The sequence below is a fragment of the Hymenobacter sp. HD11105 genome, from assembly GCF_054051685.1.
This window is the reverse complement of record NZ_JBSWBR010000012.1, coordinates 78515-93088: the sequence shown is the minus strand read 5'-3', so window position 1 is coordinate 93088 and position 14574 is coordinate 78515. Positions and strand designations below refer to the sequence as shown.

13 protein-coding genes are annotated in these 14574 nt (G+C 53.3%); 7 read left to right on the top strand and 6 right to left on the bottom strand.

The annotated features are described in order from the left end of the window. Positions 1 to 177: 177 nt before the first annotated feature. The 7 genes from lepA to ACW9KT_RS21450 all read left to right on the top strand — a co-directional run bounded on the left by lepA (position 178) and on the right by ACW9KT_RS21450 (position 7313). On the top strand, positions 178 to 1965 hold the full coding sequence (gene lepA, locus ACW9KT_RS21480) for a translation elongation factor 4 (protein WP_457084286.1): 1788 nt from the start codon (positions 178 to 180) through the stop codon (positions 1963 to 1965). A gap of 104 nt (positions 1966 to 2069) precedes the next feature. Then, on the top strand, positions 2070 to 2258 hold the full coding sequence (locus ACW9KT_RS21475) for a hypothetical protein (RefSeq protein ID WP_457084284.1): 189 nt from the start codon (positions 2070 to 2072) through the stop codon (positions 2256 to 2258). Positions 2259 to 2274: 16 nt separating this feature from the next. Next, positions 2275 to 3186: a bifunctional 5,10-methylenetetrahydrofolate dehydrogenase/5,10-methenyltetrahydrofolate cyclohydrolase gene (locus tag ACW9KT_RS21470; protein ID WP_457084282.1), complete on the top strand. Its 912-nt coding sequence runs from the start codon at positions 2275 to 2277 to the stop codon at positions 3184 to 3186. 172 nt (positions 3187 to 3358) lie between these two features. Continuing rightward, positions 3359 to 3988 carry a 7-carboxy-7-deazaguanine synthase QueE gene (locus tag ACW9KT_RS21465; protein ID WP_457084381.1) on the top strand — a complete coding sequence of 210 codons (630 nt, stop codon included), beginning with the start codon at positions 3359 to 3361 and terminating at the stop codon, positions 3986 to 3988. 16 nt (positions 3989 to 4004) lie between these two features. Then, entirely contained in the window at positions 4005 to 5960 is a 1956-nt protein-coding gene (locus ACW9KT_RS21460; RefSeq protein WP_457084280.1) for an OmpA family protein, read from the top strand. Positions 5961 to 6254: 294 nt separating this feature from the next. Continuing rightward, positions 6255 to 6623 (top strand): hypothetical protein, encoded by a 369-nt coding sequence (locus ACW9KT_RS21455; protein ID WP_457084278.1) that lies wholly within the window; start codon positions 6255 to 6257, stop codon positions 6621 to 6623. Positions 6624 to 6950: 327 nt separating this feature from the next. Further along, positions 6951 to 7313, top strand: coding sequence for a hypothetical protein (locus ACW9KT_RS21450; RefSeq protein WP_457084276.1), 363 nt, complete (start codon positions 6951 to 6953; stop codon positions 7311 to 7313). A 92-nt stretch (positions 7314 to 7405) separates the two neighbouring features. Here the strand turns inward: ACW9KT_RS21450 and ACW9KT_RS21445 are convergent, their stop codons facing one another. The 6 genes from ACW9KT_RS21445 to ACW9KT_RS21420 form a co-directional block, all read right to left on the bottom strand. Further along, positions 7406 to 8692: a citrate synthase gene (locus tag ACW9KT_RS21445; protein WP_457084274.1), complete on the bottom strand. Its 1287-nt coding sequence runs from the start codon at positions 8690 to 8692 to the stop codon at positions 7406 to 7408. A gap of 192 nt (positions 8693 to 8884) precedes the next feature. Continuing rightward, positions 8885 to 10273: a tRNA uridine-5-carboxymethylaminomethyl(34) synthesis GTPase MnmE gene (mnmE, locus tag ACW9KT_RS21440; protein ID WP_457084272.1), complete on the bottom strand. Its 1389-nt coding sequence runs from the start codon at positions 10271 to 10273 to the stop codon at positions 8885 to 8887. A 133-nt stretch (positions 10274 to 10406) separates the two neighbouring features. Then, positions 10407 to 11066 carry a metal-dependent transcriptional regulator gene (locus tag ACW9KT_RS21435; RefSeq protein ID WP_457084270.1) on the bottom strand — a complete coding sequence of 220 codons (660 nt, stop codon included), beginning with the start codon at positions 11064 to 11066 and terminating at the stop codon, positions 10407 to 10409. Between the two features lie 188 nt (positions 11067 to 11254). After that, positions 11255 to 12265, bottom strand: a complete 1011-nt coding sequence (locus tag ACW9KT_RS21430; protein ID WP_457084268.1) for a 3-oxoacyl-ACP synthase III family protein — start codon at positions 12263 to 12265, stop codon at positions 11255 to 11257. 93 nt (positions 12266 to 12358) lie between these two features. Beyond that, entirely contained in the window at positions 12359 to 13522 is a 1164-nt protein-coding gene (locus ACW9KT_RS21425) for a glycosyltransferase (RefSeq protein ID WP_457084266.1), read from the bottom strand. Beyond that, complete coding sequence (locus ACW9KT_RS21420; protein ID WP_457084264.1) at positions 13522 to 14394, bottom strand: glycerophosphodiester phosphodiesterase family protein; 873 nt, start codon at positions 14392 to 14394, stop codon at positions 13522 to 13524. The genes ACW9KT_RS21425 and ACW9KT_RS21420 overlap by 1 nt, the downstream gene beginning before the upstream one ends. Between the last annotated feature and the right edge of the window lie 180 nt (positions 14395 to 14574).

The following is a 14574-nucleotide window of genomic DNA, read 5'->3' as shown; positions in this document are numbered from 1 at the left end:
GGTGCCAGTAGGATTAGCACCAATGAAGCAAGCCTAGGGGCTTACGGCTAAATAGTCGAGCTTAGGTTAACTATTTGCCCCCCAGCCCGCTTACTAGCTTCCTTAGGGCCTACGGTGGCCTTTGGATAGCTTTTCCGCCCCTCGTTGCCTACCTTTGTAGTTGTAAAACCCTCGCCAGTGAAGCATATCCGCAATTTCTGCATCATCGCCCATATCGACCACGGTAAAAGCACCCTGGCCGACCGCCTGCTCGAGTTCACCAGCACGGTGTCGAAGCGCGATATGCAAGCTCAGCTACTCGACAACATGGACCTGGAGCGGGAGCGGGGCATCACCATCAAGAGCCACGCCATCCAGATGCAGTACCCCTACAAAGGGGAAGTGTACACGCTCAACCTGATTGATACCCCCGGCCACGTCGACTTTAGCTACGAAGTAAGCCGTTCTATTGCCGCCTGCGAAGGCGCGTTGCTCATCGTTGACTCTTCTCAAGGTATTGAGGCCCAAACGATTTCCAACTTGTACCTAGCTATTGGGGCCGATTTGGAAATCATTCCGGTGCTCAACAAGATTGACTTGCCTCACTCCATGCCCGAGGAGGTAAGCGACGAAATCGTAGACCTTATCGGCTGTAACCGAGCAGATATTATCCCAGCTTCCGGTAAATCCGGTATCGGTATTGAAGCTATCCTGAACGCCATATGCGAGCGTATTCCGGCGCCTAAAGGCGATCCAGAAGCCCCGCTGCAAGCCCTAATTTTTGACTCGGTGTTTAACTCCTATCGGGGCATTGAAGTACTGTTCCGCATCAAGAACGGCACCATGCGCAAGGGCGACAAGCTGCGTTTCATGGCAACTGGCAAGGAATACGGTGCCGACGAAATTGGTATTCTGGGTCTAAACCAGGAGCCGCGCCAGGAGATGGGTGCTGGCAACGTTGGCTATCTTATTTCGGGCATTAAAGAAGCGCGCGAAGTAAAAGTAGGCGACACCATTACTCACGTCGCCCGGCCCACGAAGGAAGCCATCCACGGCTTTGCCGATGTTAAGCCAATGGTATTCGCGGGTATTTATCCCGTGGATACTACGGAGTACGAAGAACTGCGTTCGTGCATGGAAAAGCTTCAGCTCAACGATGCGTCGCTGGTGTGGGAGCCCGAAACTTCGGCGGCTCTGGGCTTCGGTTTTCGCTGCGGCTTTCTAGGCATGCTCCACATGGAAATCGTGCAGGAGCGCCTGGAACGTGAGTTCAACATGACCGTGATCACCACTGTACCCAGCGTACAGTTTCACGCCACCGGTACCAAAGATCAGCGGCTAGTTATCAATGCTCCTTCCGAAATGCCGGAGCCGAACCTGATCAAGCACATTGAGGAGCCTTACATCAAAGCCCAAATTATCACGGCCTCAGACTATGTGGGGGCAATTATTACCCTGTGCATGGAAAAGCGCGGCATCATCAAGGGTCAAAGCTACCTGACTTCTGAGCGGGTGGAGATGAACTTTGAGCTGCCCCTGTCGGAAATCGTGTTCGACTTTTTCGACAAGCTTAAGACCATCAGCCGCGGCTACGCTTCGCTTGACTATGAACTGATTGGCTTCCGCGAGTCTGACATGGTGAAGCTCGACATCATGCTCAACGGTGAGAAGGTCGATGCGTTGTCGGCCATCGTGCACCGCTCCAAGAGCTATGAGTGGGGCAAGCGCATCTGCGAAAAGCTCCGCGAACTGCTCCCGCGCCAGATGTTCGACATCGCCATTCAAGCCAGTATTGGTCAGAAGATCATCGCCCGCGAAACGGTGAAAGCTTTGCGCAAGAACGTGATTGCCAAGTGCTACGGTGGCGACATTAGCCGTAAGCGCAAACTGCTCGAAAAGCAGAAGGAAGGTAAAAAGCGGATGCGCTCAGTGGGCTCCGTGGAAATACCCCAAGAAGCCTTCTTAGCAGTTTTGAAACTCGATTGATCAAAGATTGAAACGCGCCTCTTGGGGCGCGTTTTTTATGCTTGCCTAACTCATTTTTCACCCATACACTTCCTGACAAGCCGTTGTATGATACTTTCAAACCAATGGCTAACAAACTCACCGAGAACTGTACGACCGAAGTACAGCTAGACAAGATTATCAAAGGACAAGAGCGCAAGTTCCGGTGGCGCGACGATTGGCCCACGATGGAGAAAGAGCTTCAGGAGTCCGGTGCCGCTGCTATTGCTGCGCATAATGAGTCACGTAAGATTACTGCCACTTCTTCCGAATAACATCGCTAATACTCGCATGACCACTGCCCCCGAAGCTACGAGCTACCAACTCATCGACGGCAAGAAAACCGCCGAAGACATCAAAGTAGAAATTGCCGCCGAGGTTGAAAAAATAAAGGCCGTGGAGGGCAAAATTCCCCATTTGGCTGCTATTCTGGTCGGCCACGACGGCGGCTCCGAGACCTACGTGCGCAATAAGGTGCTAGCTTGCGAGCGGGTAGGCTTCGAGTCGACGCTCCTGCGCTATGAGGACGATATTACCGAAGCTGAGCTGCTTGCGAAGGTAGAGGAGCTAAACCAGGATGACCGCATCGACGGCTTCATTGTGCAGCTGCCGCTGCCAGCCCACATCTCGGCTGACAAGGTTATCGAAACCATTAAGCCCGAAAAGGACGTGGACGGTTTTCATCCAATGAACATCGGGCGTATGGTGGCTGGCTTGCCGTCGCTATTGCCGGCCACACCGTCGGGTATAGTGGAGCTACTGAGCCGCTACGGTATCGAAACTAGTGGACAGCATTGCGTCGTTATTGGCCGCAGCAACATTGTGGGTACGCCCGTTAGTATTCTGCTTGCTAAGAACTTAGATACCGGTAACTGCACGGTTACTTTATGTCACTCACGTACTCGTAATCTGGCCGAGATTGTTCGCACCGCTGACATCGTAGTAGCCGCTATTGGTCGGCCGGAGTTTGTAACAGGCGACATGGTACGACCCGGTGCTATTGTAATCGATGTAGGCACAACCCGCGTGGCCGACTCCACCAAAAAATCAGGGTATGCCTTAAAGGGTGACGTAGACTTTGCCAGCGTAGCTCCTAAGTCATCTTTCATTACTCCAGTACCGGGCGGCGTAGGTCCCATGACTATTGCCATGCTCTTACTCAATACATTAAGAGCGGCCAAAGGAGATATATACGCCCGGTAGAATCCTATTTGGCTTGGATAAAGCTTTCAAAGTTCGAGCGGTTGTATTACATTTAAAATAGGCTAACGGAACGGAAATGCTGCGCTTCAGCGTTGCATCTTCCGGACCGAGCCACGCTCGACGTATTTTTATTTTACCATAATCTACAGTTTTGCTGCACACGATTGCCGTTATGGCTGGCTCCGCGCCGGTAGCAAGTCCTGCTCCTGCCTTGCCGCTTATGGAGCAGTTTTATTCCATTCAGGGGGAGGGCTTTAACACGGGCCGGGCCGCTTACTTCATCCGGCTGGGCGGCTGTGATGTGGGCTGTCACTGGTGCGACGTGAAAGAATCATGGGATGCCAGTCAGCACCCGCGCGTGGCCTTGGCCGATATGGTAGCGGCCGTAGTGGAACACCCTGGCCGCAACGTGGTCATAACGGGTGGTGAGCCGCTCATGCACGATCTAACGCAGCTCACGGCTACCTTAAAAGCCGCCGATTGCCAAACTTGGCTTGAAACTTCGGGTGCGTACCCTCTTTCGGGCGATTGGGACTGGATTTGTGTATCGCCCAAAAAATTCAAGGCTCCACTGCCTTCTGTGCTACAATTGGCTCATGAATTGAAGGTAGTAGTGTTCAACAAAAGTGATTTTGCCTGGGCTGAGGAGCACGCTGCGCAAGTAGGCGCGCATACTCGCTTATACTTACAGCCTGAGTGGAGCCGCGCCGCGCAAATGACGCCTCTGATCGTGGACTATGTGAAGCAAAACCCACGTTGGCAGGTGTCTTTACAGACGCACAAGTACCTCGATATCCCGTAGCCTTCAGCTTCTACCTATGCGCCGTTCGCTACCTATTCTCGTGCTGTTGATGCTGTTAGTAGGGGCCTTGGCTCCGACACATGTGTTAGCACAAGCCAAGCTTACCACGCCTAATACCAAGGCTCGTAACTTGTTTGAGAAGGCTCAGGAGCAGGCCAAAGCACGCGAATTTGGCAAGGCCATTGAGACGCTGACCGTTCTGAATGAGAAGTTTCCTTCCCAAGGGGAGCCCTTCGTTCTAAAAGGCTCGCTATTGAAAGCTATGGGCGAAAACCAGGCAGCCTTCGAGGCGTACCGCACTGGCTTGCCCAAAATAACACCCAGCCCCACGCGGGTTACCGACTATTATACGCTGGGTGAGCTGGCTATGACTTTTGGCGACTATCAGACCGCCGCTACCAGCTACAAGACATACATCAAAATGGCCCCCAAGGGCCAGCGCAACATCACTAGAGCACAGCGCCAGCTTAAGAACTGTGAGTTCGCAGTGAAGGCAATGGCCAACCCCGTCGGAATGACTCCTGAACGGTTAGGTGAGCCCTTGAATACGTTTCGGTTTCAGTATTTCCCGGCTCTCACTGCCGATAACCGCTTCTTGCTTTATACCATCCGCCCGACTGCCGAAGAGGGCAGCGACGAGAACCTGTTCATTTCTAAGGTCAACGAGGACGGCTCGTTTGGGCAGCCAGTTTCCATCTCGCCTCTCATCAATACGCCCTATAACGAAGGCGCAAGTACCATATCCGGCGATGGTAAAACCTTGGTTTTTACTTCCTGTGACCGGCCAGGTTCGGTTGGTAGCTGTGACTTGTATATCTCACGGCGTACTGGCAACAACTGGAGTAAGCCGCAAAACCTTGGGCGCAATGTAAACTCACCGGAATGGGATTCGCAACCCACTTTGTCGGCCGATGGGCGCACGCTGTACTTTACTTCTACCCGCCGCGGAGGCAAAGGTCAGGAAGATATCTACATCACCACCCTGCAGCCCGACGATACCTGGAGCCCCGCCCGCAACTTAGGTGAGCCCGTGAATACTGCCGGCAAGGATATGGCTCCCTTTATTCACGCCAGCGGCACCACGCTGTATTACGTCACGGATGGCCTCGTAGGCATGGGAGGGCTTGACGTATACCGCTGCGAGTTACAGGGAAAGGATACCTGGGGTGAGCCCAGAAACCTGGGTTATCCGCTGAATACCTTCGAAAACGAAGCTTCCTTATTTATCACCTCTGACAACCGCCGAGGGTTCTGCTCTCGCTCGCGCGCCACCGAGTCGGGGGTAAAGCAGGAGCGTGACCGGCCAGTAGAGCTTTTTGGCTTTGAGGTGCCAGCTGAGGTGCGAGCACGCGAAACCAGTACCTACACCCAGGGGCGCGTGTTTGACGCAACCACAAAAAAGCCCCTGCGGGCCGACGTGCAACTCTATGACCTGCAAACTGACGAGCTAGTACAATACGTGACTTCGGATTCCGAGTCTGGTGATTATACGGTGGTATTGAATGAAGGCCGGCAGTATGCTATGTATGCTGTTGCTGATAAGTACCTAATGAAAAGCCTTAGTTTCGACTACACGGACAAACGCCGCTTCGATCCGCTAACGCTAGATATCTACCTGGAGCCTGTACGAGCCGGACGTAGCATTGTGCTCAACAACCTGTTCTTCGACACCAACAAGTACGATCTGAAGCCGAAATCACGGACTGAGCTGAATCGTTTGATTCAGTTTATGCATCAGTACAAAGACATCTCAGTAGAAATCTCGGGGCATACAGATGACGTGGGTGCTGATAGTGACAACATGGTTTTATCACAAAATAGAGCACGTGCAGTCTACGATTACTTAGTGGCCCACGAAGTCAAAGCTAGCCGCCTTCGATTTAAAGGATATGGCGAAACGCGCCCTTTACAGCCTAACGATTCAGAACTGCATCGTCAGCAGAATCGACGTATTGAGTTTCGGATCTTATAGGCTTTATAACGTAGAAATTGTTCAATAACGGCCCTAACTTATATAAAAGTTAGGGTTTTTTGTGTTGCAGTATTCCTTCATTTTTGCACTTTAAATTTATTGATATCGAGATAGTTAGATGTTAGTTATGAAAGCTTTGCGATAGAATAGTGCTAAAATTTCTGCTTTTTTTTAAATATTTCGTTATACATTTGAGTCGCAACAGGGGAGCTAGTCTACCTTTAACTTTCTCCAAACTGTTGTTCGTCTCAAGTTTAACCTTCTTTATTATTCCCATTTCAATCACTTACAATCATGAAAAAAGTCTATCTTTTTGTTTGTTTGGTGCTAAGCCTGCAAGGTGCCGCTTTGAGTGTATCAGCAGCCGACGAAGCAACCGGAGTTCAAGCTAGAGCTACCGCGCTCACTCGCGCAATTGCTAACAAGGCGCGCTTGGACGAAGGACAATACTTGAAAGTGAAAAAGCTAAACATTCAGATGCTTACCGAAGCCGATGCGCTAAAAGTGCGGCTTGCTGCTGACCCTGCAGCCCTTGACCAACAGATGGCTGTTGTGTTGGCCAACTATGAAGCAGCTTTAGGTCAGGTAATGCGCTCAAACCAACTAGCCATGTATCAGCAGTCACGCACAAGCATGACCGCTCTAAGCGGCACGACAGAGTAGTTAACCTATCAGGCTTTTGATGCAGAAAGCACCCTCGCTACAACAGGTTGCTTTCTGCCAAAGCTGAAATTAAAGTATTCCATGGTGGCTAACCGACTGGATTTGACAAATGTGGATTTGAACCCAGCAAAGGCTATATTTTATTGGTTTATCAATGTTATTTAAATATAAATGGTAATTAAGCAATAAAATCTATTGCTTTTAATTTCTAAAAGAGTATATTTAAGTGCTCTAATTAGTGTCAGCCAAGTCGCGGTTTTGGGGCAGCAGCGACGGTCTGGTTGAGTTTTACCCTTCATCTTTCTACATCCATAAACTACTGCTAGTATGAAAAAAATCTACATTCTTGCTTGTTTACTTGTCAGCATGACGTTTTCGCTGGCTCCCAGCGCCTCAGCTGACAACGGTACCTCACTAAGCAGCCGCGCTACTACGCTTACCCGTCAGATGGCCCAGAAAGTTCGTCTGGACGAAGGGCAGTATGTGAAAGTTAAGCGCTTGAACATGCAGATGCTCGCCGAAGTAGAGGAAGCCAAAGCTCGCCTAGCCTCCGACCCAGCGGCTCTAGATGTGCACTTAGCTGAAGTTCAGGCTCACTATGAGTGGGACCTGGCTGCTATCCTGTGGCCTCGTCAAATGGTAGCTTACAACCAGGCGAAAACCAACATGACTGCTGTGAAAGGTCAATAGACCTAGTTTTATTGCTTTTATCAAAAGCTATTACCATAAAAAAGCCCCCCAGATTGATCTGGTGGGCTTTTTTATTTGAACGTAAAACAGAGCTAGCGCTGCTCAATGCCTACATAGTCACGCTCCAACTCGCCGGTATAGATCTGGCGGGGACGGCCGATCGGCTCTTTATTCTCACGCATTTCTTTCCACTGGGCAATCCAACCGGGTAGACGGCCCATAGCGAAGAGCACCGTGAACATCTCCGTTGGGATGCCAATAGCCCGGTAAATAATGCCGGAGTAGAAGTCTACGTTTGGGTACAGCTTACGCTCCACGAAATATGGATCGGTGAGGGCAGCTTGCTCTAATTCCTGGGCAATTTTCAGAAGCGGATCATCAATACCTAAGGCTTTCAGCACATCGTCAGCGGCCTTCTTAATGATCTTAGCGCGCGGATCGAAGTTCTTGTATACGCGGTGACCAAAGCCCATCAGACGGAAAGAATCGTTTTTGTCTTTAGCTTTATCTACCCACTTTTGGGTATTGCCACCGTCGTTCTGAATGGCTTCCAACATCTCCATTACTTCCTGGTTGGCACCACCATGCAGCGGGCCCCACAAAGCGTTTACACCTGCCGAAACCGAGCCATATAAGCTGGCATTAGCTGAGCCTACGAGGCGCACAGTGGAGGTAGAGCAGTTCTGCTCGTGGTCAGCGTGCAGAATAAGCAGTTTGTTTAGAGCACTTACTACTACGGGGTTGATCTCGTACTTCTCCGTAGGGAAGGCAAACATCATGTACAAGAAGTTCGAGCAGTAATCGAGGTCGTTGCGGGGATAGTTCAGCGGGTGACCAACCGAGTTCTTATATGACCAAGCGGCGATTGTTGAGATCTTGGCAATCAGACGAATAATGTTCAGGTTCGTTTCCTCGGGGCTCTGATTGGGGTCAAGGCTTTTAGGGTAGAACGCAGTAAGCGAGCAAATCAGGCTAGATAGGATGCCCATGGGGTGAGCAGCCGAGGGAAAACCGTCAAATATTTTGCGCACATCTTCGTGCACTAGGGTATGGGTCGTGATCTGGTGAGCGAAAGTGTCTAGCTCAGTTTGAGTAGGCAATGAGCCATAGATCAGCAGATAAGCTACTTCCAGGAAGTTGGACTTCTCGGCTAGCTGCTCAATAGGATAGCCACGGTAGCGCAGAATGCCTTCTTCACCATCGAGGAAAGTGATGGCGCTCTTGGTGGCGCCGGTATTCTTGTAGCCCGAATCGAGGGTTACGTAACCGGTCTGGTCACGCAGTTTGCCAATATCAAATGCTTTTTCGTTCTCGGTGCCTTCAATGACGGGTAAAGAAATGGATTTACCGTCGAGGATAAGTTCAGCAGACTCTGCCATAAGCGTGGGTTAGAGGGTGGTTGCGGGGCGAAACTAAAGAATAACTAGCAAGCCGGAAAGGATAATCGATGTTTGAACACTATACTACAACTCGTCGGCTTATGTTATTAGTGCCAAAAGCGCCGAAATAAGTCATTCAAGCGGTTTTATCAGAAAATACCGGCCCACAATCCAATAAGGGATAAAAAGCGTCTATTTCCCAATACAGAATTGGGTAAAAATGCTGGTCAGTAAATCATCGGAGGAAATTTCGCCCGTTATTTCTCCCAAGGCTGCCAATGCCTGGCGCAGATCGGCGGCTACCAACTCGGTGCCGGCCCCGGTGGCCAAGCCTACCAGCACAGCGTCCAGGGCTGCATTGGTTTTTTCGAGGCTGCGAGCGTGGCGAAGGTTGGTAACGATAGCAGACGCACCCATATGGTCGAGGCCGGTGCCGCGGACGCGCTCCAGCAGGGCAGTCTGTAAGTCAGCAAGCCCGTCGCCGCGTCCGGCTGCAATCAGGATGGTAGCGGGCAGGGCCCGGAAGGCGGCCAGCTGAGCCTCCGAGGCCAAGTCGCGCTTGTTGCCAACGACTAGGGTCGGGATTTGCCCCCCAGGATTTAGAGCCTCAATTTCTGCTTGAATTTCGGCGGGAGTACTGGTCGTCAAATCAAAGAGATAAAGCAAAAGCGCCGCTTGCCGCACGCGTTGGCGTGTGCGCTCCACCCCAATCGATTCGACCTCATCAGTGGTTTCGCGCAGACCAGCTGTATCCACGAAACGGAAGCGGATACCTTCAATACTGACCTCATCTTCTATCAGGTCGCGGGTAGTGCCAGCCACCGCCGATACGATGGCACGTTCCTCGTTGAGCAGGGCGTTTAGCAACGTGGATTTGCCAGCATTGGGCCGGCCGGCAATGACAGTGATAACGCCGTTTTTTATAACATTGCCCAACTCAAACGAGCGCAGCAGGCGGCGCACCAAGGCTTGTACTTCTTCGAGTAAAGCGACCAAACCGGTGCGGTCGGCAAACTCTACGTCTTCTTCTCCAAAGTCCAGCTCCAACTCCAGTAGGGCGGCAAACTGCACTAGGCGGGCGCGTAGGTCTCGCAACTCCCGCGAAAAGCCCCCCCGCATTTGCTGCATGGCTACTTGGTGAGATAAGGCCGAGTCGGCGGCAATCAGGTCGGCTACGGCTTCGGCCTGGGCTAAGTCGAAAGCGCCGTGTAAGAAGGCGCGTTTCGTAAATTCGCCCGCTTCAGCCAGGCGGGCGCCGCGCCGCGTAAAGGCCGCCAGCACTTGTTGCACGATGTAGTCGGAGCCGTGACAGCTGATCTCTACTACGTCTTCGCGGGTATAGGAATTTGGCCCCCGGAATAGCGACACAACCACCTCATCCAGGATACGGCCGTTGGCTTCGCGAAGGGTACCATAGTGCAACGTGTGGCTAGGCTGGTCGGCGAGGATCTTACCCCGAAACAGCTCATCGGTAAGCGAGAAAGCTGCGGAACCGGAGAGCCGGATAACGGCAATGGCACCGGCGCCCGGGGGGGTGGACAACGCAATGATGGTATCGGAAAGGGCAGGAGGAAGGAGCATGCAATAGGAAGCTGGGGGGGCAAATTTAGGGCATCGCACAACCCAGTGGGCGGCGGTACAAGGCATGGACAATTGGTGTTAGAGCAAGTGCCCTAAGGAGCAACAGCAGCAACAGCCCCAATGAATCCCTTAACTAATCAGCCACAAATAAATTACAGCTTACCTCATTTGAAATAAGCGTAATTCTGTTTTTGTTTATTCTGATTTCTAATGAGTTGTCAAACGGTACTTTATCCAGTACTTCAATCTTAGCGCCTAAGCTCAAACCCGCCTTATCCAGATACTGAAGGAAGGGCACAGACGTATTTTTAACGGCCATAATGGTACCTTCTTCACCTGGCTTCAGGTCTGATACAAGGCGGTGCTGGGGGCGAGCGATGGCGCCATCTTCGGCAGGAATAGGGTCGCCATGAGGATCGAGCTGAGGGAAGCCCAGAAACTCATCGAGGCGGCGCATGAGCAAGGGCGATTGTAGATGCTCCATCTCCTCGGCTACATCGTGCACCTCGTCCCAATTAAAGCCGAGCTTATTTACTAGAAAAACTTCCCACAGCCGATGCTTGCGAATGGTAAGCAACGCCACGCGTCGCCCATCGTGGGTGAGCGACACGCCGCGGTAGCGTTCATAGTGCAGCAGACCTTTCTCGCCGAGGCGGCGCAGCATATCCGTCACCGAGGCCGGTCGTGTTTGAAGCACTTCGGCAATGCGGTTGGTGCTCACCTCCACGCCGGGTTGTGCTTCCGCCAGCTTATAGATAGCTTTCAAGTAATTTTCCTCGGTATGACTCGGCATTAGTTAGAAGTGAGAGTTGGACCTGAGAAGTGAAACTCACTTCGGTAAGAAGGTAACAGACCGACGCACGCAACCTGTAGCTGCTTTTCGTCCCGTAAACATATAAAGGAAATGAGACCTATGCCGGCCGTAGTAGCGCCCGACATAGATCTCACTTCTAAAGTCTCAACTCTTAGGTGCTGCAAAAGCTACCAGCGAATAAGCGCTGATGCCCAAGTAAAGCCGCTGCCAAAGGCCGCCAGACACACTAAGTCGCCGCGCTTGATCTTGCCGGCTTCTACGGCTTCGCTTAAGGCAATGGGCACCGAGGCTGCCGTAGTGTTGCCGTAGCGCTGAATGTTGCTGAAAACCTTGTCGTCGGAGAGCTGCATTTTCTGCTGCACAAACTGCGTGATGCGCAGGTTGGCTTGGTGCGGAATCAGCATGTCGATGTCGGAAGGCTGATAGTTATTCTGCGCCAGTGCCTCGTTGATGACCTGCGGGAAGCGGACCACGGCGTGCTTGAACACGTTGGTGCCGTTCATGTAGGGGTACATTTCCTCTTGATTTTCCATGGCTACCCGCACCCGGTCTTCGCGGTTCGAGCCAGGCTCTTTCACGATTAGCTCCTCGGCAAACTCGCCCTGGGCGTGAAGGTGGGTGCTCAGAATACCGTGCCCCTCGCGCGTGCAGGGCTGCAAAACCACGGCGCCGGCGCCATCACCGAAAATAACCGACACAGCACGGCCGCGGGTGCTTTTATCGAGGCCCGAAGAATGAATTTCGGAGCCTACCACCAGCACCGTATCATACATGCCGGTGCGGATAAACTGGTCGCCGACCGAGAGGGCATACACGAAGCCTGAGCACTGATTGCGCACGTCGAGGGCGGGAATATTGTCTTTGATGCCTAACTCGCGCTGCAAGAGCACGCCCGAGCCGGGGAAGATATAATCGGGGGAGAGCGTAGCAAATACGATGAGCTGCACGTCGTCGGGCTGGAGGCCGGCCTGCTCCAGGGCGCGGCGGGCGGCGTTGGCGCCCATGTTGGCGGTGGTGTCTTTGCCTTCCTCAAACCAGCGCCGCTCTTTGATGCCGGTCCGCTCCTGAATCCAGGCGTCGGTGGTGTCCATTAGCTGTTCGAGCTCAGCGTTGGGCACTATACGGTCGGGTACGTAGTGGCCGACGCCGGCAATTTCGGTTTGGCGGAGGGTAGTCATAGGAAGGGGAGTTTGGAGCGAGGAAGGGAGAAAAAGGGGCCGAAGTTAAAAAAGTTACTTCGACTTCTCTTAACGGGACCGAAAGGTCAGCAGTTACCGAATTGAATTTACTATCTGACTTAGCTTCTGCCCTTCGCTGGCCCAGAAAGCTTCCGCTGGAATGCCATTGGGATAAAAGGCGTGCCCACGCAACGCGTCCGCAACGGCCGCCACGCTGGAAGGAGTGAGGTGCTGAAAATCCAGCGCCAAGCCCGCGCCATACTTGTCGGCCAGCTCAGTCCACAGCAGATTGGGGGGCAAAAGTACGGGCAGCCCATGGGCAAGGTATTCGAAAAGCTTGGTCGGGCGGCAACGCCAGGTGCTGGGGTGAGGACGGTAGGGCAGCAGCCCAATGTGGCTGCGCTTAATTTCGGCTACGATGGCTGAGTGAGGCACCAGCGTATCACCGCCGGTCAGGGTTACGTAGTCGCCGACCGCCGCTACGGCTTCTTGCAGGCGGCGAAGCTGCTCCGGCTGCTGGCAAAAGCCAATGATAGTGAGGTGAGTGCGAGGCCAAACCGCCCGTATATGCCGTGCCAACTCTAAGGCCTCAAACACTCCATTCAACGCCGATATGGTACCCGAATACAGCAACCGCAGCTCTTGATCGGGCTGGGGCAACGGCTGGGGGGCAAATTTGGTGGCCTCCGCGTCAGCGGGCTGATATTTATTTTCCAGAATAACAGTATGATCCAGCTGCGCAAAAGGCAACTCCTCGGCGTAGCTGTGCTCAGCCAGAATGATGTGCGCCGCCTGCCGCCCCGCCCAGGTTTCGACTCGCCGCACCAGGCCCGCTAACCCATTCCGCAGCCAGGCCGGATATACCGCCTGGGTTCGAATGTTGAGCGCATAATTCTCGCGTACATCGTAGATAAATTGCCCCCCAGGAGTAGTTTTTTGCCACAGCATGGTAAGTGGCAACAACTCCGGCGCGTGCACGATAACCAGGTTGGGCCGCAGCCGATGCAGCAATTGCCAGTAGCGCCACTGCGCCAGCAAGCGCTGCCCGCTCAGGCGCGAGCCAGCCAGCAACTCATGCGTGTGCAGGTTGTGGGGGGTATTTTTTGGAGCAGAAGCCCGCCGGCCAGCTACGTGTACTTCGCTTTCAGGGAGGGCGGCAAGGGTGCGCGCAAACTTGCCCAGCATGCGGGTATCGTTCAGGGGCTTGAGCACCGAAGCTAGCAACACCACACGACCTGCCGACGAGCTGATGGACATCAACGAATGGCTTGGGCGGCTTCCAGCGGCCGGTCGGTGGCCAGGATATCGGCGCCGTTTTGCACGAAGGTGCGATACTGCTGGTCGCCGCGGGCCTCCGCTTGCTTGTCGAGGTTGCCGAGGGTGCCCAGAATGCAGGCAATGCCTTTGGTGTGGAGAAACTGATACAAGGCCGGATCGGGCTCGGTGGTGCCCACAAAGGCCAGCATATTCTGGTCGGGCACGCCGGCGGCGCGTAGTCGCTCGTAGTCTTCCTGGCCCCGGATGGAAACCGAAATCATCAGCTGCGGATCGAGCCGGTACACGGTACCCGCGTCGGGGGCATTGTAGGTGATAACGGCGGCGTAGCTGGCTGCGTCGGTCCGGTGAATCATATCTACCACCTTCGAAAAGGGGACGCCGCGCTTCACGTCTAGGGTAAACAGGCACTTGTCTTTGCCCCAGCGCAAAGCCTGCTCCAGGGTGGGGATGCGGTAGGTGGTAGCGGTGCCAAAGTTGTCTTCCAGGAAATACTGCTGAGATTCGGCAAAAGTCTTCTCAATGAGCGGCCCGGTGCCGGTGGTAGTGCGGTCCAGGGTTTTATCGTGCATGAGCACTAGCACACTGTCGCGGGTTAGATCGATGTCGCACTCAATAATGACATTGGGCAACTGGCCGGCAAGGAAGCCAAACGACTCCACTGCATTCTCGGGGTAGCCGGGGTAGTCGCCACCGCCCCGGTGGGCACTCACTCGGGCCGGTAGACCCGGCCGATACCGGAACGCCTGCGGGGTTTCGTTGGTGGTGAAGCGGCCGGCGAAGGTGTCGGCTTTGGGCTGACAGCCAGTTAGTAAAGCACTAATGCCGAAAAGAAGCAGGCTTATTTTTTTCATAATAACCAAAGGGGGCATTTATATAAGCATAAGCGGCCGGCTGAATAAGCTTAGCTACTAAACGCTGGCCCAAATATGGAGATTATGTGCCTCTTTGCTTTGATTCGGCTCACTTCACGATCTTTCCTCGCAGGCATCTGAGGGCTTTGAATAGGTATTTATTCTACTGATTAGCAGCAA